Here is a 19,780-nt window from a genome sequence, read left to right as displayed (position 1 = left end):
CCATGCGCGTACTGGTCACCGGCTCGGCCGGGTTCATCGGGTCCCATGTCGTCGACGCCCTCACCGCTCGCGGGCACGAGACCGTCACTCTGGATCTGCGCGAGGGCGCCGACGTGCGAGACGCCGAGGCGGTCTCGTCCCGGCTGCGCGGCGCGGACGCGGTGTGCCACCAGGCGGCGATGGTCGGGCTCGGCACCGGTCTCACGGACGCGGTGGAGTACGTCTCCCGTAACGATCTCGGCACCGCCGTACTGCTGGCCGGTATGGCGGAGGCCGGGGTGCGGCATCTGGTACTGGCCGGGTCGATGGTGGTGTACGGCGAAGGAGCGTACACGTGCGCGCGACACGGGACGGTACGCCCCGGTCCACGGGCCGTCGCCGACCTCGACGCGGGCCGCTTCGAACCGCCCTGCCCCCAGTGCGGACAGCCACTCGCACCTGGGCTGGTCACCGAGGACGCGCCGGCCGATCCCCGGAACGTGTACGCCACGACCAAACTGGCCCAGGAGCATCTGGCGGCGGCCTGGGCACGCGCGACCGGCGGCTCGGCGGTATCGCTGCGCTACCACAACGTGTACGGCCCCCGGATGCCCCGTGACACCCCGTACGCGGGCGTCGCCTCGTTCTTCCGCTCGGCCCTGGCACGCGGCGAAGCCCCGGCCGTGTTCGAGGACGGCCGGCAGCGTCGGGACTTCGTGCACGTCGGGGACGTGGCGAGGGCCAATGCGGTGGCGCTGGAAGCGGAAGCCGCCGCGGGCAAGCTGACCGTGTACAACACGGGCAGCGGCGACCCGCGCACGGTCGGCGAGATGGCGCGGGCGCTGGCCGACGCGTGCGGCGGCCCCGAGCCGGTCGTCACCGGGGAGTACCGCCTCGGCGACGTCCGCCACGTGACCGCGGACTCCTCCCGCCTGCGCGGTGAGCTGGGCTGGAAGCCGGAGACCGGGTTCGACGAGGGAATGCGGGAGTTCGCCCGGGCCGAGATGCACGACACGCGCCCATGAGCCCTCCCGTCCTCCGGGTACGGAACAGCGGTGGAAAGGCGTGCACCGGCGAAAGGCGCTCGCACCACCTGCGCCCCGCTTCGCCTTCGCCCTCGCCTCTGCGCCGGCTTCCGAGGACCCGGTGAAGGGGCCCTCAGGGGGCCGGGGAGGACGGGACACCGCGGGTGGAGGGAGAGCGGACGGCCGCTTCCTCTACGCGCCGGCCACGGGCAAGGACACCTCGAACCGGCATCCTCCGGGAACATTGCGCACCGCTGCCCGTCCCCGGTGCGCCTCCACGATGCCCTGGACGATCGCCAGCCCCAGTCCCGCGCCACCCGGCGGCGTCCGCGCGTGCGACCCTCGCCAGGCCGTGTCGAAGACCCGCGGCAGATCCTCTTCGGGAATGCCCCCGCATTCGTCGGTGACGGACAGCACCACCCTGTCCGTCTCGCGTTGCACGGTGACGGCGACCGTCCCGTCCGAGGGCGTCTGCCGGATCGCGTTGACGAGCAGGTTGCCCAGCACCCGGCTCATCTCCTTGCCGTCCACCTCCACCGGCACCGCCTCGATCCGGTCGCCCACCAGCCGTACCCCGTGCTCGCGTGCGAGCGGATCCGCCCCGGCGAGGGCGTCACCGATCAGGTCGTACACCGACATCCGCGACGGGGACAGGGCCAGCGCTCCGGCATGGATGCGGGAGAGCTCGAAGAGGTCGCCGACCATGTCGTTCAGGCGCTCGACCTCGGTACGGATCTGGCGCAGATAGCGGTCGGGATCGGCGGCCACGCCGTCCTCCAGCGCCTCGGCCATGGCGCGCAGTCCGGCGAGCGGGGTACGCAGGTCGTGCGAGATCCAGGCGACCAGCTCGCGTCGCGAGGACTCCAGGGCGCGCTCCCTCTCCCTCGACCGGGCGAGTCTGGCGCTGGTCGCCGCCAGCTCCCGGCCCAGTGCGGCGAGTTCGGCGGTGGCCGGCAGGGCAGGCGCGGCGAAGTCGCCGCGCTCCCCGAAGGAGCGCGTGGCCAGGGCGAGGTCCCGGCTGCGTGCCACCACCCAGCGGCCCAGCAGGAGCGCGGTGATCAGGGAGACGACGGCCGCCATGGCGACGACCGTGGTGACCACGCTCAAGTCGTGCCGGGACAGGAACATCGCCTGCGCGACGGCCAGAGTGCCCGCGAGCATCGCCGTGACGGCGACGGCGGCGACCACCGTCAAGGAGGCGGTCAGGGAGCGGCGGCGCAGCAGCCACAGCGCGCCCGCGCCGAGCAGTCCGGCCGCGGCGGCGCCGAGGAAGGCGAACAGGGCGATGAGAAGCGTGTCCCGCACCTCAGGCCCCTTCGCTGTCCGGTGCCACTGGCCCGGGGATGTTCCTCGGGCCCGGCGCGACAGCACGGGGGTCCCGGTCCGCCGGACCGGCGCCGGCGTCCGCCCCGTCCGGTTCCGTCCCCGCCGGCTCGAAGCGGTAGCCCACCCCCCACACCGTCTGGATCAGCCGGGGCCGGGCCGGGTCGTCCTCGACCTTGCTGCGCAGACGCCGTATGTGGACGGTGACCGTCGACAGGTCGCCGAAGTCCCAGCCCCACACCTCGCGCATCAGCTCCTCACGGCTGTAGACCCGCCCCGGGTGCGCGAGGAGAAACGCAAGAAGGTCGAACTCCCGAAGCGTGAGCGCCAGTTCGGTGCTGTGCTTGGTCGCACGGCGGGCGGCCGGGTCGACGGCCAGGCCCGCCGCCCGCAGCGGCCGCGTCCCCACACCGGGCCAGGCCCGGCGCAGGACCGACTGCACGCGCAGGACCAGCTCACGCGGGCTGAACGGCTTGGTCACGTAGTCGTCCGCACCGACCTCGAGGCCGAGGATACGGTCGTCCTCGTCGCCGCGCGCGGTCAGCATGATCACCGGCACGGGTGCGTGGTCCCGCATGCGGCGGCACACCTCCAGGCCGTTCGTGCCGGGCAGCATCACATCCAGGATCACCAGATCCGGCCAGTTGTCGGCGGCGCGGGCGAGCGCGGCCGCACCGTCACCGGCGCGGTCGACGACGTATCCCGCCCGGTCCAAATATCCGCAGACGACCTCGGCGACGGTGGGGTCGTCGTCCACGACCAGGACACGGGCACCGGCGACGCCCGGTGACCCTGCTGTCGAGCTCTCGGACTCGTTCGGCTGTTCCATGCCGGCAGCCTCCCATCCCCGCCCGGACCGTGTGGAGCACATGCCCCGACGTCCGTGTTTCGTAAGGAGCGAACGCCCGAAATGCCCTATTCGGATTCGTAGGGTGAAACCCGTGACGATCCCTTCCCCGCACTCTCCCGCATCACGACTCCCCGCCCCGACGGCCGATGTGGTGCTGCCCTGTCTGAACGAGGCGGCTGCCCTCCCCTGGGTCCTCGAACGCATCCCGCCCGGCTGGCGCGCCGTCGTCGTGGACAACGACTCCACGGACGGCTCCGGGGACATCGCCCGCGCCCTCGGCGCCACCGTCGTGCACGAGCCGCGCCGCGGATTCGGCGCCGCCTGCCACACCGGGCTGGCCGCGGCCGTCGCCGACGTCGTCTGCTTCTGCGACTGCGACGCCTCACTGGACCCCGCCCTGCTCGTCCCCTTCGTCCGCGAGATCCAGGAGGACCGGGCCGACCTGGTGCTCGGACGGCGCCGGCCGCACCATCGGCGTGCCTGGCCCGCGCACGCCCGCCTCGGCAACCTGGCGCTGTCCCGGATGCTGCGCCGACGCACCGGCCTGCGCCTGAACGACCTCGGACCGCTGCGCGCCGCACGCCGCGGGAAGCTGCTCGAACTCGCCCTCACCGACCGGCGCAACGGCTATCCCCTGCAGATGGTGGTCCGCGCCGCGGACGCCGGCTGGCGCGTCACCGAACACGACGTGCCGTATCTGCCGCGCACCGGCACCTCCAAGGTCACCGGCACCTGGCGCGGTACCTGGCAGACCGTCCGCGACATGCGCCGCGTGCTCCTCGAACCACCCGCGTCCACCACACCGACCGCGACATCCGCACACGGACCCGGTGGCCGCGCCGCGCGAGAAGGAGCCCGCCGATGACCACACTGCTCGTCGTCGCCAAGGAGCCACGGCCGGGACGGGTGAAGACACGGCTGACACCGCCCTACACCCCTCAGGAGGCGGCCGCACTGGCCGAGGCCGCGCTCGCGGACACCCTGGACGCCGTGGCGGCGGCCCCCGCGACCCGGCGCGTGCTGGTCCTCGACGGACGGCCGGGCCCCTGGCTGCCCCCCGGTTTCGACGTCGTCCCGCAGTGCGGGGGCGGCCTGGACGAACGGCTCGCCGCCGCCTTCGCGGCCTGTGGGGAACCGGCGCTGCTCGTCGGGATGGACACCCCGCAGATCACCCCGTCACTCCTGACCGTGGACTTCGAGGACTGCGACGCGTATCTCGGCCCGGCCGAGGACGGCGGATTCTGGGCGCTGGGACTCGCCGACCCCGACCCCGCGCTGCTGCGCGGTGTACCGATGTCGACGGCGCGCACCGGCGCCCTGCAGCACGAACGGCTGCTGGCCGCGGGCCTGCGCGTGCGCGGGCTTCCCCGACTGCGGGACGTGGACACGGCGGCCGACGCGGCAGCCGTCGCCACGGCGACGCCCCGGGGCCGCTTCGGTGCCAGGTTCCGCGCCTTGGGGGAAGTCGGTGCCCGATGACCACCGCACGCGAGGCGACACGACCACCGACCACGATGCGGAGAAAGGCGTCACCGGTGAGCACCACATGCAAGGAGGGCCCATCGGTGGGACCGGCCACGAGCACCACGTACGAGAGGGGAACCCCGACAGGACCCCCTCGGGAGGACACACCGACGGCGGGCGCCACGACGGCCGGCGGACGCAGGACGACGTCCTCGACGAGGAGACCACCGGACGCCGCCGGTCGGGAGGAAGCCCGGGTGACGGCGGCCGGCCGGGTCCGCTCCTCGTCCCCTCCCCTCCCCTCGCCGCTCGCACCCGCCGGCACGACGCCGTCGTCGTGGAGCGCCGACCCCTACGCGGACGCCCTGCGTACCGGCCGTGGTCCCCTCTTCCTGCGCTGCGCCGGCGGCCGAATGCTGCCACTGGACGTGGAACGCTGGTGTGCGGCGGCCGACGCGGCCGACCACGAGGTGCTGCGGCGCTGCGAGGGCCCGGTGCTCGACGTGGGCTGCGGACCGGGGCGGCTGGTGACCGAACTGTCCGCCCAGGGCCGGCCGGCGCTCGGCGTCGACGTCAGCGAGGCGGCCGTCGACCGCACCCGGCGGCTCGGCGGTCGCGCGCTGCACCGCTCGGTGTTCACACCGCTGCCCGATGAAGGCCGTTGGGGCACAGCGCTCCTGATCGACGGCAACGTCGGTATAGGCGGTGACCCGCTCGCCCTTCTCGCGCGCATGAGCGGACTCCTGCGCCCCGGCGGTCTGCTGATCGCGGAGACGGCTCCCGTCCCCGACACGGACGAGCGCCTGCGCGTACGCATCGTACGGAGCGCCGACGCGAGCGGGGACACGGCGGACCTCGACGCCCCAGGCGCTCCGTTCCGCTGGGCCCGGCTCGGCGCGCAGGCGCTGCTGCGGTACGCCGCCCGCACGGGAGGCTGGCATCCGGCCGGACAGTGGGCATCCGGCGGACGGTGTTTCGTGGCGCTGCGCAGCCGCCGCGGCGCCGACCGCATACCACCGCCGGCCGACATCCCGGGACCGGCGGTCGCAGGTCCGCGCGACCGTCCCCCGGTGGTTCCTCAGCGGCCGTCCGGTGACAGTCCGCTTGCACGCAGAACGGAGAGGACATGACGGAGCCGGACGCCGGGCACATCGCAGGCCGGCGCGAAGAGCACCCCACCGACCGGCGGCAGCACACACCCTCGCCGCCGCCGGGCGGACGGGCACGAGGCGCAGACCATGACCGGACTCAGCCGGGCACGCCCGCACGGACCGGCACCCGCCCGGTGCGACACGGCGCCCACGCGGTGAACCGTGTTCTGCCGCACGACCTGATCCCGGTCGTCGCCGCCGCACTGCTCGTCCTGGTGGCCGCGGTCGTCGGCACCGCCGTCGAGCACCGGGACGGCACCCTGCACGTCGGCTGGCCTCCCCTGTACGCCACCTGGGAACCCCACATCGGCGCGGGCACCCCGGCCGCCGTCGTCGTGGCGGTCCTGATCATGGCCTACGGTCCCCCGCTCGCCGCCCGGCTACCCTGGCGCGGCCTGCTCGCCACCGTGTGGGCGGCCGCGCTGGCCTGGACGGTCTCCCTCGCCCTGGTCGACGGCTGGGAACACGGTGTCGCCGGCCGGCTGACGACCAAGTACGAGTACCTCCGCGCCGTCGACCGCTTCCACGACATCCCCGCCGCCCTGCGGGACTTCACCCACCACATCCTGATCGGCTCACCGGACCACTGGCCCGCGCACGTCGCCGGACATCCCCCGGCCGCGACCCTCACCTTCGTCCTGCTGGACCGGGCGGGACTCGGCGGCGGCGCCTGGGCGGGCGCCCTGGTCCTCGTCGCCGGAACGACCGCGGCAGTGGCCGTCCTCATCGCCCTTCGGACACTGGCCGACGAGACGCTCGCCCGCCGGGCGGCACCCTTCCTGGTCCTGGCACCGACCGCGGTGTGGGCCGGCGTCTCCGCGGACGGCTACTACGCGGCAGTGGCGGCCTGGGCGCTGGCGTTCCTCGCCCTGGCCGTGACCGGTCACCGGCCACGCGTCACCGCCCTCGCCTCCGGGCTGCTGTGCGGACTCACCGCCTATCTCTCGTACGGGCTCACACTGATCGCCCTGATCGCGACCGCCGTGGTGCTCCTCGGCTCCCGGCGCCTGCCGGTCCTGCCCTGGCTCCTGGCCGGCTGCGCCGTCGCCCCGCTCGTCTTCACCCTGGCAGGGTTCAGCTGGTGGGAGGCATACCACCTCCTCGTCGAACGCTACTACCAAGGGGCCGGGGGGATCAGGCCGTACGGGTACTGGGTGTGGGCCAACCTGGCGTGCACCGCCTTGGTGGCGGGCCCGGCGACGGCGGCCGGCCTGCGCCGCACGGTCACAGTCCTGTCCGCCTCCGCGCCCCGCCCCTCTTCCTGGTTCACGGCCCCGGAACGACGCCTCGGGCTTCTCACGCTGGCAGCCCTTCTCGCCCTTCTCGTCGCCGACCTGTCCGGGATGAGCAAAGCGGAGACCGAGCGCATCTGGCTGCCGTTCATCATGTGGCTGCTCCCGGCGTGCGCCCTGCTCCCCCGCCCCCGTGTCTGGCTCTGCGCCCAGGCCGCCCTCGCCCTCGCCCTCAACCACTTCCTGCTGACCGGCTGGTGAGGGACGGTACCGCCACCGTTTCACGGCCACCGGGACACACGTGTGCACCGGACGGGTACGGCCCGGTCGTGGGGCGCCCCGGCAGGGGTCCTGCCGGGCGCCCCACGACCGCAGCCTCAGGCCCTCATCGCCGCCCTCCTTCCCGGGCACGGCCCCCCATCGCACCGAAGGTCCGTGACAGCGGCGGTCCCCTCCCGAAGTCCCAGGAGGCACCGCGCTGACAGGTCCGTCTCAGCCTGCCCGGGGTGAGGCACCGGACCATCGGTTTCCGCCCGAGCCCGGGAACGGGACCCCCGTGCCGGCCGCGCCCTCCAGGAAGCGAGGCGAACCACGCCGGTCAGAGCGTCGTCCCCGGCGGCGCGATGCCCGGGTCCTGGCCGCCCAGCGCCCGTGTGCACAGGCAGTCCCGGTACGTGCCGAGGGGAAGTGCGCGGACCATGTCGAGGACCACGTCGCGCATTCTGCCGATGTTGGCGGCGAACACCTCCAGCACCTCGCTGTGGGCCACGCCCGCCCCGGTGTCCGTTCCGGCATCCAGATCCGTGACCAGGGCCAACGACGTGTAGCACAATCCCAGTTCACGGGCGAGGACGGCTTCTGGGTGCCCGGTCATACCCACCACCGACCAGCCCTGGGCGGCATGCCACAAGGACTCCGCCCGGGTCGAGAACCGGGGTCCCTCGACCACCACCATCGTCCCGCCGTCCACCGCGGCCCAGCCGGCCGCACGGGCGGCCCGCACCGCCGTACGGCGCCCGACCGGACAGTAGGGGTCGGCGAACGTCACATGCACGACGTTCGATCTCTGGCCGTCCGCCCGCTCCTCCCCGTCGTAATAGGACTGCGCCCGGGACCTCGTGCGGTCCATCAACTGGTCCGGAACCAGCAGAGTGCCCGGCCCGAACTCGGCCCGCAGACCGCCGACCGCGCATGGTCCCACGATCTGGCGGACTCCGACCGAGGCCAGCGCCCAGAGGTTGGCACGGTAGTTGATCCGGTGCGGCGGCAGATGGTGGTCACGGCCGTGCCGGGGCAGGAACGCCACCTTCCGTCCGGCTGCCTCGCCCAGGAGGAGCGAGTCGCTCGGCCGGCCGTAAGGAGTGTCGACCTCGACTTCCGTCATGTCGTCGAGGAAGGAGTAGAACCCCGAACCGCCGATGACGCCTATCTCGGCCCGGGAAAGCTCGTCACTGTGCATCATGACCGGTGACTCTAGGAGTCCCGGCCACCCGTACGAGCTTTTGAGCACGCACGTAAGAAGCCCGTCACATCTGCGCTCGGACCGCTTGTCCGGCTGTGGTTCTCTTCGCCGGCTCACCGGCGGACACGAGGAACCCGGAAGACTTCCTGCACCCCGCGCTCCTTGCCGTTCCGCACGCTCGCGGCTGTCCTCCTCTCCCGTGCCGTCCTCTCCCGTGCCGTCAGCAGCCGGCACGGTCGGCGCCGGCGGCAGCGCCGCCTCTACTGAGCCGTCACCCGCAGGGTCTCGGCGGTGGGGTCGGCGGCGTCGGGAAGCAGCATGCCGGCGGCCACGCCGCTTCGGAGGTAGTCCACGACGGCCGCCGTGATGACCTCCCCGGGGGCCACCACGGGTACGCCCGGCGGGTAGGGGCTGATCATTTCGGCGGCGACGCGTCCGACGGCCTTGCGGGCCGGCACGTGCTCGGCGGGCGCGAAGAAGGCCTCGCGGGGGAGCATGGCCTGTTCGAGCTGCAGTGCGGGCGGTTCGGGAAGCCGGACCGCGGGCTGCTTCTCGATGGCGTCGGCGTGCTCGGTGAGAGCGCGCAGGGAGTCGATGAGCAGGTTCTCGGTCCGGTCGTCGTCGGCGTGGGTGATCTGTCCGCTGATCCGGCAGGTGTCGGAGGACCCGATGTCGACGTGACAGTGTGCCCTCAGCCACTCGGCCGCCTGCATACCGCTGATGCCGAGCGCCCGCACATCGATGGTGATCTTCAATGGGTCCAGTTCCGCCGTCAGACCCGCGTCGACGACTTCCGGGCCCATCAGGCGCAGGCCGGGCATGCCGGTGACGGCCTCCCGGATGCGTGCCGCGCGGTGCAGTGCCGCGTCCAGCAGGTCGTGCCCCTGCTCGACCATCTGGCGGCGCCATCCGTCGAGGGTGGCGTACACCAGGGAGGAGGAACTGGTGGTACCGAGCAGGTCCTCACGCTGCTTGAGCACCTCGGGTGAGATCCGGTCGCCCTGCAGATGGAAGACGGAGCTCTGCTCGATCGCGCCGCCCATCTTGTGGACGCTGGTGACGACGAGATCCGCGTCGGCGTCCATGCCCCAGGACGGCAGACCGGGATGGAAGGGCAGGTGGGCTCCCCATGCCTCGTCGACGATCAGCGGAACGTCGTGGTCGTGGCAGACCCGGGCGACACCGCGGATGTCGGCGCACGAGCCCCAGTCCGTCGGCGTGATCAGCAGCATGCCCTTGGCCTCCGGATGCTGCCCGAGCGCGCGCCGTACGTCGTCGGGCTCCGGCGGATGCGCCAGATGACGCTCGGTGTCGAACTTCGGATGCACCCACACCGGCTCCACGCCGTTGACGATCAGCGCGGCGATCACGGACTTGTGGGCGTTGCGCGAGATGAGGAGCTTCTCACCCGGCCCGGCCACCGCCAGCATCGCCGTCTTCACCGACAGCGAACTGCCACAGGTGGAGAAGAACGCCTGGTCCGCACCGACCGCGTCGGCCATCAGCTCCTGCGCCTGCGACAGGACCCCCTGCGACTCACGACGGTCGTCGAGTCCGTTCAGGGAGAGCACGTCCGAGGCGAACACGCCCTCCCCGACGATGTCGACCACCCTGGGATCGGCTCCCCGTCCCTGCTTGTGACCGGGAGGCCCGTAGACCACGTCACCACGGCGCCGGAACTCCTGCAGCGCTTCCAGCACAGGAACACGAGAGTGATCCATACCGCCCTCCTCGAAAGTCTCTTCGACGGCACACCTCATCACCGCCGAAGCCCGTACGGGTCCGGCGTCCGCCGCTACGACCGGGTTGCACGGACCCGGAGATCGAAACAACAGCAGGGCGGCGGGGGACCCGCCCTCCGGCTACCGCCCTGCCCTCTGCGACTTCGCATCCGCAGAAGCCGGACCGCGGCCGCCCGCCGGTCACGGCATGTCCCACCTAACGGCCGGACGCCGCTGCCGCACCGCCGGCCGGCTTCACGGCCGGCGCGGTGACGCCCGTCCGCAGAGACGGGCCGGTAGGGCCCGTACGCATGCAGTGCCCGGGGCGGTCACCGGGACGGCACCGCACTGCTGGGCCACGGGCCACGGGCCACGGCACGACGTACCGACGGACCTCAGCCGAGCTCGGCCAGGAGTTCGTTGCATGCCTGCTCACAGTCGCGGCAGGCCTGCGCGCAGACGCGGCAGTGCTCGTGCATGCCGGCGTGGCGGTCGCACTCGTCCGCACAGGCCTTGCAGGCGGTGGCGCAGGCGGTCAGGACCGCCCGGGTGACATTGGCGTCGTAGCCGGTGTGGCGGGAGAGCACCGCGGCGGTGGCGGTGCAGACGTCGGCGCAGTCCAGATCGGTGCGGATGCACTTGGTGAGCCGGCCGACCATGTCCTCGGACAGACAGGCGTCCGCGCACGCGGTGCACGCCTGGGCACAGGCGACGCACTCCTCGACGCACTTCGCCAGTGCCTCGCTGTCAACACCACCCAGATCGGCTGGGTAGGCGTCCAGCATCTCCTTGACGAATGTCGTCATGCTCCCTCGTCTCCTTGTCCGTGATGCGCACGGTGGCGGAAAGGGCGCCACGCAGCGCGCGAGGTGGTTCCGCATAGGAGTCTCACCCTTGCCCACCGCCGAAACCGGGCGCCGCTCCCTATGGACATGGACCGATTGAGCTGTTGGAGGGCCGTTCGGCCGCCCTACCGGGTAGGGGAACAGCCCCCGGGTAATCGCCCCGCATGACCGTTTCCATGGAACTGCTGCCCGAGTCCGAGCTGAGTGACGCGATCGGCGTACTGGTGCGGCTGGTGGAGACGGCGGGCGCACTGGTCATCTTCGTCGGCGCGCTCTGGGCCTTCGCCCGCTTCGCGACAGCGCTGGTCCGCGGCCGGGGGAAGACCGACGGCTTCAACCGGATCCGGCTGACCCTGGGCCGCTTCCTCGCTCTGGGCCTTGAGTTCCAGCTCGCCGGTGACGTGCTGCGCACCGCGGTCGCCCCGAGTTTCACCGAGATCGGCCAGCTGGCCGCCATCGCCGCCATCCGTACGGCGCTGAACTTCTTCCTGGGCAGGGAGATCGCCCAGGAACGCGCGGAACTTGCCGCGGACCGCTCCCGTCACAAGGCGGGGACGGACGGGACCGAGGGCACCGCGTGACCCCGGTCCTCACCGCGGCCGCCCTCATGGTCACGGCGGCGGGCGTCCTCATCGCCCTGGCGGTCGGCGCGGCCACACGCCGGCTCGACCACGCGCTGCCCGTACTGCTGGACTTCCTGACCGCGGCCGGGCTGATCCGGCTGGCGGCGGACGTCTCCTGGCACAGCATCCTCGGAGCCGCCGCGGTCCTCACCGTCCGCAAGGTCGCCGCGTTCGGACTGCGGGCAGGAGGAAAACCCACGGAGCGCGGCTGACACGCTCCGGTACTCGCCTTCTCGTGCACCGGCGCGCAGGGCGGACGCCTGCCGGTCCGGCGCCGGGGAACGACACGGTGCCGGAGCGTTCCGGCACACCGGACCGCGACGTCCGGCCTGTGGCACGCACGCCTCGGAATCGCCCGGCTGCTCCGCGACCCCGAGGAAACGCTCGATCGATCCGCCGACAAGCGGGAGTCCCCTGTCGCACCCCGCATCCCACCCGTCGGCCCACCCTTCGGCCGGGCTCCAAGGCGCCACCGACGAACGACCCCGACGACTCCGAGGTCCCCGGCAGAACTGACCTGAAGTCACGTAGGGACAGGACCGCGGAGTTTGGGAGCCGTCGTCGATGACACCCGACAGCCGGGCCAGGAACGGATACCTGGATGTCCCGGAGGATCGGAAAGGGGAGGCGCGACATGACCTACACCATGGAGGCGCTGTCCGGAAACGGTCAGGGGGTCGAAAGGGGTGAGCGGTTCGCTCCCCTCGTCGTACGTCTCGTCTCCGAGGAGGACGGCAACCCGGTGGGCGGCGCGGTGGTCAGTTACTTCGTCGACGACTCGCAGGGCACCGGAACGGACTTCCACGGCGGCTCTCCGGTGCGGGTCACCAGCACCATCGACGGCACCGCGACGACAGACGTTCCACTCGTCGCAGGTGACTCCGCGGGACAGGTGACGATCCGGGTGACCGCGGACTCGGCGAACTGCACACTGAAACTGACCGTACGCTGAACGCGAAGGCGCCCGGGCGGGGACGGGGTATCGGCATCCCGTCCCCGCTGCGGTGCACCCACTGACGCCCGGCCCGAAATGACTGCTCACTACGGGCTGGACCCGCCTGCCGGAAACTTGCCGGTGGTCGGGGCCCTGTGGGGGCGCAGCGGGGTCTGGGCCGCGACGGATGGTGCAGCCGGGACAGCGGCCGCACCGAGAAGTACGCCCCGACCGCGCTGAACAGGTCAATCAGCCCACCCGGGGCTGTGGGCCGGTGCCGGCCGGGACGAGACCAGGGATTGTCCCCGTTCCCCCTCCGGTCCGTCGCCCAGTACAGCAGCGGGAATGTGCCGCGTACGGGCGCATCGCGCGCCATGGTCGTGGATGACCAGAAGGCGGACCGGCAGCGGCCCGCAGCGTGCCGCGCTCACCGAGCCGGGTGAGGGGTGGGCGTGAGGGGCAGGGAGGGACGGTGGGTCCTGCGCACCTCCCCAGGTCGCAGAGCCCACCGCCTTTGCTCACGCTATAAGGGGCGGTCTCCTCCCAGACGCGGGAGACCGGACCTGGGCATGACCGTGCGGTCGCTTTCCCCACCTGACAGAAGACGGACCGCTTTTCGCAGTCCGGCTTCGCCGTCGCCGACCCCCAGCACCGCCGCCGTTCTTGTCGCGGCCGTTGCCATCCTTGGGCAGGCACGCGTCGTCCGTGTGATCCGACGGCGGTGCCCGCCACCGGGCAAGGGACCCTGAAGGCCGCGGCCGAGAAGAAGTCCCGGTCGAAGGGAGCGACGTCGACGGACGAACCGGCCGGGGCACCGACACCGACCGCGGACGGGCAGAGCGGCGCCGCATCCGGCGCCGGCGTCCACTGCGGCTGAAGTCCGCCCTGCTGGGCCGCTTCAGGGGCAGGCAGACCAGCGAGATCCACCTCGCCGACGGCCGCAAGTGCCGCCCGCTGGTACCGCTCCCGGCCGCCGGGCAGGCCCCGGACAGCCACCTCGCCGCCCTCCACCTACGCGCCCCGATGATCTGACTCAGGGACCTCACCCGAGTCACCCTTTGATCAGAACTCAATACGGTCCCCGGTGCGGCGGCCGACCTGTTCGGCACGGAAGCAGCCGAAGCGGCGCTCGCGCTCGGCGTTCCTGCGGCGAGGATCTCCACGATCGCGGTCCTCGGCCCGCCCGAGGGCGTGCAGGTGGCATCCTGGCGCGATGCTCTTGCACGATCTCGCCGGCAGTGTCGACCTCCGTCCAGTGCGCTATCAGTTCGCCACGGCCCAAGGCGACCCGTACGACGACAACTGGCTGGTCATCGATGGCACGGTGAGGACGCCCGAGGGCAGCTGGTCCTTCACCGATCCGTGTCTGCTCACCGACGAGGCTCGCCAGGTCGCCGCGTGGCTGCGCGCGGTGGCCGCGGGGGCGGTGGCCGTGACCGAGTCCGATGCCGAAGGTGAGCTGTCCCCGGACTTGTCGTTCATCGAGCCGCTCGTGGCCTTCAGCCTCGCCGATCGGAGTGAGGACGGGACGGCAGTCATGCACGTTCATCTGTCCTTGGAGGCAGCACCCCCGTGGCAGCAGGGCGACGAGCGGGCTGACATCCACCAGTACGTCGTGAGGGTAGGGATGGACAAGGCTGCGCTGCTTCACGCGGCTGACGAGTGGGATCTTGCTCTGCTCGCCCTCCCACCTCGCTGATCGTCGTCTTTGTTTCGCTGACATCGACTTGAACACGCCTCGGATCTGCAGGCGCCAGGGCGCACCGGTGCCTTCGAAGTGCCGCATGTTCTGTGGCCGACGCTACAGCCGGTACCACCGGACAGTCTCCGGTCGACGGTGTGAATGACGTTTGAGCCGACCCACGTGCTCGGCGAGCCCCGGATGGTCGGCGTCCGCCTCCAGGACCGACAGCACCGGCGCCCACAGGCGCGTCTCGGGCTCGAAGTGGGCACGCTGGATCAGCGCCGACACCCGCCGGTCGCCCAGGGAGTCAGCAGCGTGGGAGCGTCCACCACCAGAGGCTGCTGGATCACGCAGCGCCCGCCTGTCCGCCGGGCGAACGCATCCCCCGGCCTGCGTCCTCACCCCGGCACTCTCCTCGTCCGTCACCTCGACGCCGAAGTGTTCCGCCACGTAGGTGCGGGTCCACTCGGCCCGCTCCCGGCGCTCCTCCTGGGTCGAAGTGGTCTCCGCGCATTCCTGTGCCAGGGAACGGATCGCGGTCCCCCGCGACTCTGCGAGGACCGCAAGACGGTTCCGTCCCTTGCCGGCACACGGATCATGGCATCGGACACGTGAACAGCATGCGTTCATGTTCACGCCACGGGCGGCTGAACCGCGCACATGCCCCCCTCCCGCGCCTGCCGAAGACTCCGGTTGTCACGCCAGGCCGTACGCCTTCGTGAGCCATGCCAAGTCCGTGCTCACTTGTCTGCGGGCCTGGGCGGCCCGGGTGAAGAGTTCCTCGGTCTTGGTCAGCACCAGGGTGTACGGGCGGCCCTGCCGGCGGGTCTCATGGTTCACGGGCAGGTCTGCGGCGTCGATGCGGAAGTGGATGTGCCGGCGTCCGGCCTGGGCGAGCGGCCATTCCAGGCTTCGCCGTGTACGGGAGATGAGGAATTCGTCGAGCAGGTCGCACAGGTCGCAGCCGCAGCCGGCACCGGCGGCCGGGAGGGACCAGTCCGCCGGGTCACGCGGTGGCTGGGCAGCGATATGGGACAGGCGCCGCGCACAGTCCTGGGCGATGGCGTCCCAGCCGGCCGTGGTGCCGGAGGCTTGCGCCGAGCGCAGCGCCGGGAGGAGGCACTCCAGGACGGTGTCGGGGTACGACCGCAGGCTGCCGGTGATCGTCTGGTGCAGCGCCTCGTCGGCGACGGCGACGAGGTCGGCCAGCGGCGCGGCCAGTGCCTCGAGGGCGGGGCGGCGGAACTCGCGCCGTGCCGCTCCCGCAGCGGTCCACCTGTGCAGCTCGTCCGCTACGGCTTTCCAGATTCCGGCGGCGAGGAGCCGTGCCGTGCCGGGGCTTTGGGCGGTGTGCAGCGTTTCGCACAGCGGCCGCAGGGTCCCTTGCGTCCACCCGATCCGGTCAAAGTTGTGGTGTTCTGCGGCGAACCATGTGGTGACGATGCCTTTCGTCCACCGCTCGCCGTAGCGCCTGGCCGCGGCGGCCATCGGCGTGCCGTGCGCGGCGCTGAGCTGGGCGACGCCGAACGGACTCAGGAGCATCGTCGCGGTGTCGGGGGCGTCGAGGACGGCTGCCGTGTCGAGAGCCGCGGTGAACAGGTCGGTGTCGTGGGTCACGGTCGGCCAGAACGGTGCGAGCGAGGCGGCCAGCGCGCGGGCGCCCTGCACATCGCCGTTCTCGGCGCGGGTGCGCACCTCGGTGAGCGCGGCCGACGGGTCGGCCTCGGCGCGGGCGGGGAAGGCGCGCTCGCGCGGCCAGAGGACGATGGCGGCACGGTGGTACCAGCGGTCGAGGGTGTTGCCGTAATTGCCCATGTAGCCCTCGTACTCCCAGTGATGGGGTGTCAGGCGGGAGTTCGGGGTGGCGGAGCAGGTTTCGTGCCAGGAGACGGGGAGGGTGACCGGTTCGCCTGCGGTCGCGTCCGGGGTGGTCCACCAGCTCAGCGTGATCTCGTCGTCGACCAGCTCGTTGAGCTGGTAGTCGCCGAGGTCGCCCGAAGTCTCCTCCGCGTCCTCGGCTTCGCTCTCCTCCTCGTCGTAGTAGTCGTGGTCGTCACCCCAGGGGTCCTCGTCGGCAGGATAGGCGTCCCAGGTCTCTTTCACCTCGGCCAGGGCCAGTACCGCCTCACACCCTGCCTGCCGTGCGGCGGCGCGCAGCGTCGCGGCGTAGGTGGCGTCGGCGCCCTTGAGGCGGCTCCAGCTCAGGCCGCGTTGGGTGTACTCGTGGTCGAGGAGGAAGACCAGCCGGTTCGGCGGATCGAGCAGGCCATCGCCGTAACGGGAGGCGGCCGGGCGGGTGAAGTGCTCGGTGAGGTGGCGGGCGGCTTCGGTGACGGGACCACGGGCCGCGTCCTGTCCCGCCTCCTGTGCGGTTGTCTCGGCCAGGAGGTTGAAGGTGAGGGTGTGCCGGTGCCCGGAGCGGACCGGGGTCACCTGGTGGCGGCAGTCGGCGTAGAAGGCGACGAGGGTGAGGTCCTGCTTCGAGGCGCGGTAGGTGACGCGTTCACCCGCGTGCTCGACGATCAGTTCACCGCCCGTGTGCGGAGACGGCAACGACACCACCAGGGTGCCCACCATCGAGTCGTCCTTCTCCGAGTCCTGGTGCGGCAGGAAGAACTGGCCCTTGCCGTAGACGAGGAAGGAGTGCGGTTCGGCCCGCAGCCGCGTGCCGGGCGGCAGCCCGAGCTCCTCGCGGAAGTGGTCGAGGGCGCCGTCCAGCAGCCCCTCCCAGCCGGTGCCACGCATGGCGAACTGCTCCGGGGTCAGTTCCCAGGTGTCGCGGACGGCCGGGTCGGACAGAGTCTGTTCGCCCCGGCCGAACCGGGCCGGCCGCGCCACCTGGATCAGCTGCTTCGCCTGAGGTGCGCGCAGCGGCAGCCGGATCGCGCCGACGCCGTGCACCTCCAGCTCCAGCAGGTGGGCGGGCGCCGACAACTGCGCGCTGAAGGCCCCCGCCGGCTTGACTGCCCCCAGTACTCGCGCCAGTCGTTCCCTCGCGGCCTGCCCCATGCCCCACGCCCCCTCCCCGTTCCCAGGCTCCCCGCCGCCCGGCGCTCGTCACGGACGCCGACGGCATGCCCTCGCTTTCGCCACCCATCGTATCGACTTGACAACGGACGATTCGCCGATACGGCCTCGCCGCGGGAAGCCGATCGCTGTCAGCCCGGTGCGGCCTTGTCCAGGCGGGCAAGGAAGCTGGTCCTGCGCCGGTGCTCGGCGCGCAGAGCGTGCAGGTAGTCGGTGAACTCCGGTTCGGTACCGAGGTCACGGCGCACATCGCGCAGGGTCTTGAGGTGGCGGACAGCGGGCGTACAGAGCGGTCAGCGCCCGCAGCGCGTCCCCGACGCTGCCGGAGGAGTCGTCCAGATACATCGGCGCCCACTACATCAGCGCCCGCGTACCGCGGTCCACCGCCTTGCGCAACTGCCGGACCGCCTCCCCCGCCTCACCCCGCTCCACCATCTCCTCGGCCGCCCCATGGACACTCCAGGCGGTGTCCGCATACGCGCGATGCCCGGCGTGCGGGCCGCGCCGGCGATCCCGTCGCAGCCCGTCCACCAGCACGCCCAGGTCCGTCTCCTTGCTCATGCTCCTCACCCCGGCACACGCCCGGCCGCGGATAGGATGGCGAGCCGTGAGCGAGTACCAGTACTACGAGTTCCTGGCCGTCGACCGGCCTTTGAACTCCGAACAGTTGGAGCAGGTGAGGGCCCTGTCCACCCGGGCCTCGATCTCACCGACCCGCTTCGTCAACGAATACCACTGGGGCGACTTCCGCGGGGACACCACCGCACTGGTCGAGCAGTTCTACGACGCTCACCTGTACTACGCGAACTGGGGCAGCCGTCGCCTCGTCCTGCGTCTGCCCGCCACCGTGCTCCCGGCGAAGAAGGCCTCCGCATACGCCCTGGAGGAGTCCCTCAGCGTGTGGACCCGCTCCGGGTACACCCTGCTCGACTTCTCCCTGGACTGCGAGGACGGCGGGGAATGGGACTTCGAGACCTCCTATGAGCTGTCCTCCCTCATCGGCCTGCGCGCCGAACTCGCCGCCGGCGACCTGCGCCCCCTCTACCTCGCCTGGCTGGCCGCTCTCACCGTCTGGGAACTGGCCGAGGACGACGAGGAGGAATACACCCGCGAGACGGAGCCGCCGGTCCCCGCCGGACTGTCCGCGCTCACTGGCCCGCAGCGAGCCCTGGCCGACTTCCTCAAGGTCGACCCCGATCTGCTGACCGCCGCCGCTCAGGCGAGCGGGCCCGACCCCGCGCCGGCTGCGGACCGGCGCGCCCTCGCGGCGTTCGTCGCGAGCCTGCCCGCCAAGGACAAGGACGCCATGCTCCTGGCCGCCGCACTGGGCACCGCTCCTCAGCCGGGACCGGAACTGCTGGCCCGGTACCGGGCTTCCCTCACCACCGCCCCGTCCGTCTCGCTCCGCAGCGCCGCCGAGCTCCTGGACGCGGCCTACCATCACCGCACCGAACGCACCCGGCGCGAGCAGGAGGCTCACCGCGAGGCCGAAGCGGAACGCGCCCGCGCCGCAGCGCAGGCCCACCGGCAACACCTGGACCGCCTCGCCCGCGACCTGGAGAAAGCCTGGCGCGACGTCGAAGACCTGATCGCCCGGAAGAAGCCCACCTCCTACGACACCGCCGTCACCCTGCTGCGCGACCTGCGCGAGATCCACGCCCGCCGCGGCACCCTTTCCGAGTTCGAGCGCCGGGCCGACGAGCTGCGCATCGCCCATCGGGGGAAGCCCGCGCTGATGCGCCGCTTCGACGCGATCGGCGTGCCCAACCCCTGAGCTTCCACTCGACGCTCCGAACCGCCGGATCCGCCACATGCGGCACGTAGGAAGCTTGTCGTTCACAGTGGCCGTGGCGGGGACGTGGCACCGCTCGGCGACAACAGCACCGCGGGGCGCGCCGAGCGCGGTACTGCTCCGATGCCGAGCCCGGTACCGCTGTGACACTGACGCTCTTCGCGTGCGAAATACCGGGACAGCCGTCCCCGAGTCGGCGTCCGGGTGCCGTCATCGCCCTGCCGCGGTCAGTGGGGCGTTGACGACCGGACGAGGTGCAGGGGGCCGTGGCCCTCGTCGATGCCTACGGCGAAGGCGAACGGGCAACCCGGTCTGTTCACGATCGTCCAGGGCCATCTGAGCCTCCCCTACTCCACACGGTGCTGGGCTTGGAGGCAGCCGTGGTGAGCGTCGGCCCCGTGGTCGGCAGTGGAACCGTGGCGGCAGCCGAAGGTATGGGTGTCGTACTTCCGCAGTCGGCGAGCCCGGTATGGACGCATGCCGTACAGGGACTGCATCAGCCGGGGGGCTCGGCGCGGACCGATGCCGTACATGGCCTGCATCAGTCGGCGGGCGGAGCCGGTCGACGTCCTGATCGAGGGTGGCGCCGCGGTCCGTTCAGACGATGCAGGCCGCTGGTCCGGCCGCCCGAGCATCGCCCCGTATTGGCTGGTGAGCGCCCTGCGGGC

17 protein-coding genes are annotated in these 19,780 nt (G+C 71.9%); 10 read left to right on the top strand and 7 right to left on the bottom strand.

From position 1 onward, the window contains the following. Positions 1-2: 2 nt before the first annotated feature. Positions 3-1,004 carry an NAD-dependent epimerase/dehydratase family protein gene (locus IE271_RS12025; RefSeq protein ID WP_190190245.1) on the top strand — a complete coding sequence of 334 codons (1,002 nt, stop codon included), beginning with the start codon at positions 3-5 and terminating at the stop codon, positions 1,002-1,004. A gap of 192 nt (positions 1,005-1,196) precedes the next feature. On the opposite strand, the gene IE271_RS12020 is transcribed toward IE271_RS12025, so the two are convergent. Together IE271_RS12020 and IE271_RS12015 are read right to left on the bottom strand one after the other, a co-directional pair. Next, entirely contained in the window at positions 1,197-2,309 is a 1,113-nt protein-coding gene (locus tag IE271_RS12020) for a sensor histidine kinase (RefSeq protein WP_190190244.1), read from the bottom strand. Between the two features lies 1 nt (position 2,310). Continuing rightward, on the bottom strand, positions 2,311-3,156 hold the full coding sequence (locus tag IE271_RS12015) for a response regulator (RefSeq protein WP_190190243.1): 846 nt from the start codon (positions 3,154-3,156) through the stop codon (positions 2,311-2,313). 103 nt (positions 3,157-3,259) lie between these two features. Between IE271_RS12015 and IE271_RS12010 the strand changes: the two genes are divergently transcribed. The 4 genes from IE271_RS12010 (at position 3,260) to IE271_RS11995 (ending at position 7,285) form a co-directional block, all read left to right on the top strand. Further along, a complete protein-coding gene (locus IE271_RS12010) occupies positions 3,260-4,042 on the top strand; it encodes a glycosyltransferase family 2 protein (protein WP_373308752.1) in 783 nt (260 codons plus the stop codon). Beyond that, the gene (locus IE271_RS12005) at positions 4,039-4,656 is read left to right on the top strand and encodes a TIGR04282 family arsenosugar biosynthesis glycosyltransferase (RefSeq protein ID WP_190190241.1); all 618 of its coding nucleotides are present in this window, start codon (positions 4,039-4,041) and stop codon (positions 4,654-4,656) included. Before IE271_RS12010 ends, IE271_RS12005 begins: the two co-directional genes overlap by 4 nt. A gap of 242 nt (positions 4,657-4,898) precedes the next feature. Beyond that, complete coding sequence (locus tag IE271_RS12000; protein ID WP_229919277.1) at positions 4,899-5,771, top strand: methyltransferase domain-containing protein; 873 nt, start codon at positions 4,899-4,901, stop codon at positions 5,769-5,771. A 176-nt stretch (positions 5,772-5,947) separates the two neighbouring features. Then, complete coding sequence (locus IE271_RS11995; protein ID WP_190190240.1) at positions 5,948-7,285, top strand: hypothetical protein; 1,338 nt, start codon at positions 5,948-5,950, stop codon at positions 7,283-7,285. A gap of 337 nt (positions 7,286-7,622) precedes the next feature. Here IE271_RS11995 and IE271_RS11990 read toward each other — a convergent pair whose 3' ends face one another. From IE271_RS11990 to IE271_RS11980, 3 genes are all read right to left on the bottom strand, one after another. Further along, positions 7,623-8,486: an S-methyl-5'-thioadenosine phosphorylase gene (locus IE271_RS11990; RefSeq protein WP_229919276.1), complete on the bottom strand. Its 864-nt coding sequence runs from the start codon at positions 8,484-8,486 to the stop codon at positions 7,623-7,625. Positions 8,487-8,746: 260 nt separating this feature from the next. Beyond that, the gene (locus IE271_RS11985) at positions 8,747-10,207 is read right to left on the bottom strand and encodes an aminotransferase class I/II-fold pyridoxal phosphate-dependent enzyme (RefSeq protein ID WP_190190239.1); all 1,461 of its coding nucleotides are present in this window, start codon (positions 10,205-10,207) and stop codon (positions 8,747-8,749) included. Positions 10,208-10,602: 395 nt separating this feature from the next. Further along, a complete protein-coding gene (locus IE271_RS11980) occupies positions 10,603-11,013 on the bottom strand; it encodes a four-helix bundle copper-binding protein (RefSeq protein ID WP_190190238.1) in 411 nt (136 codons plus the stop codon). 203 nt (positions 11,014-11,216) lie between these two features. Here IE271_RS11980 and IE271_RS11975 point away from each other — a divergent pair, with 203 nt between their 5' ends. The 4 genes from IE271_RS11975 to IE271_RS11960 all read left to right on the top strand — a co-directional run bounded on the left by IE271_RS11975 (position 11,217) and on the right by IE271_RS11960 (position 14,308). Beyond that, a complete protein-coding gene (locus IE271_RS11975) occupies positions 11,217-11,633 on the top strand; it encodes a DUF1622 domain-containing protein (RefSeq protein ID WP_190190237.1) in 417 nt (138 codons plus the stop codon). Beyond that, a complete protein-coding gene (locus IE271_RS11970; protein WP_190190236.1) occupies positions 11,630-11,887 on the top strand; it encodes a hypothetical protein in 258 nt (85 codons plus the stop codon). Before IE271_RS11975 ends, IE271_RS11970 begins: the two co-directional genes overlap by 4 nt. Positions 11,888-12,309: 422 nt before the next feature. Further along, the gene (locus IE271_RS11965; RefSeq protein WP_190190235.1) at positions 12,310-12,627 is read left to right on the top strand and encodes a hypothetical protein; all 318 of its coding nucleotides are present in this window, start codon (positions 12,310-12,312) and stop codon (positions 12,625-12,627) included. A 1,195-nt stretch (positions 12,628-13,822) separates the two neighbouring features. Next, positions 13,823-14,308 carry a WapI family immunity protein gene (locus tag IE271_RS11960; RefSeq protein ID WP_190190234.1) on the top strand — a complete coding sequence of 162 codons (486 nt, stop codon included), beginning with the start codon at positions 13,823-13,825 and terminating at the stop codon, positions 14,306-14,308. A 681-nt stretch (positions 14,309-14,989) separates the two neighbouring features. On the opposite strand, the gene IE271_RS11955 is transcribed toward IE271_RS11960, so the two are convergent. Both IE271_RS11955 and IE271_RS11950 read right to left on the bottom strand, forming a co-directional pair. Continuing rightward, positions 14,990-17,302 carry a 2OG-Fe(II) oxygenase gene (locus IE271_RS11955; protein ID WP_190190233.1) on the bottom strand — a complete coding sequence of 771 codons (2,313 nt, stop codon included), beginning with the start codon at positions 17,300-17,302 and terminating at the stop codon, positions 14,990-14,992. A gap of 372 nt (positions 17,303-17,674) precedes the next feature. Next, the gene (locus tag IE271_RS11950; RefSeq protein WP_190190232.1) at positions 17,675-17,881 is read right to left on the bottom strand and encodes a hypothetical protein; all 207 of its coding nucleotides are present in this window, start codon (positions 17,879-17,881) and stop codon (positions 17,675-17,677) included. A gap of 46 nt (positions 17,882-17,927) precedes the next feature. On the opposite strand from IE271_RS11950, the gene IE271_RS11945 reads away from it, so the two are divergent. Beyond that, positions 17,928-19,094, top strand: coding sequence for a hypothetical protein (locus IE271_RS11945; RefSeq protein WP_190190231.1), 1,167 nt, complete (start codon positions 17,928-17,930; stop codon positions 19,092-19,094). The last annotated feature ends 686 nt before the right edge of the window (positions 19,095-19,780 follow it).

Origin of the sequence: Streptomyces minutiscleroticus (assembly GCF_014650875.1) — a bacterium.
GTDB classification, from domain to species: domain Bacteria; phylum Actinomycetota; class Actinomycetes; order Streptomycetales; family Streptomycetaceae; genus Streptomyces; species Streptomyces minutiscleroticus.
Note: the sequence above shows the minus strand (reverse complement) of the source record. Positions and strands in the feature narration are given on the sequence as shown.

Bases quoted from the DNA above. Each gene is read 5' to 3' on its own strand.
- IE271_RS12005 (WP_190190241.1), top strand. From the start codon at position 4,039: ATGACCACACTGCTCGTCGTCGCCAAGGAGCCACGGCCGGGACGGGTG.
- IE271_RS12025 (WP_190190245.1), top strand. From the start codon at position 3: ATGCGCGTACTGGTCACCGGCTCGGCCGGGTTCATCGGGTCCCATGTC.
- IE271_RS12015 (WP_190190243.1), bottom strand. From the start codon at position 3,156: ATGGAACAGCCGAACGAGTCCGAGAGCTCGACAGCAGGGTCACCGGGC.
- IE271_RS11985 (WP_190190239.1), bottom strand. From the start codon at position 10,207: ATGGATCACTCTCGTGTTCCTGTGCTGGAAGCGCTGCAGGAGTTCCGG.
- IE271_RS11965 (WP_190190235.1), top strand. From the start codon at position 12,310: ATGACCTACACCATGGAGGCGCTGTCCGGAAACGGTCAGGGGGTCGAA.
- IE271_RS11955 (WP_190190233.1), bottom strand. From the start codon at position 17,302: ATGGGGCAGGCCGCGAGGGAACGACTGGCGCGAGTACTGGGGGCAGTC.
- IE271_RS11950 (WP_190190232.1), bottom strand. From the start codon at position 17,881: ATGAGCAAGGAGACGGACCTGGGCGTGCTGGTGGACGGGCTGCGACGG.
- IE271_RS11960 (WP_190190234.1), top strand. From the start codon at position 13,823: ATGCTCTTGCACGATCTCGCCGGCAGTGTCGACCTCCGTCCAGTGCGC.
- IE271_RS11980 (WP_190190238.1), bottom strand. From the start codon at position 11,013: ATGACGACATTCGTCAAGGAGATGCTGGACGCCTACCCAGCCGATCTG.
- IE271_RS11990 (WP_229919276.1), bottom strand. From the start codon at position 8,486: ATGATGCACAGTGACGAGCTTTCCCGGGCCGAGATAGGCGTCATCGGC.
- IE271_RS11975 (WP_190190237.1), top strand. From the start codon at position 11,217: ATGACCGTTTCCATGGAACTGCTGCCCGAGTCCGAGCTGAGTGACGCG.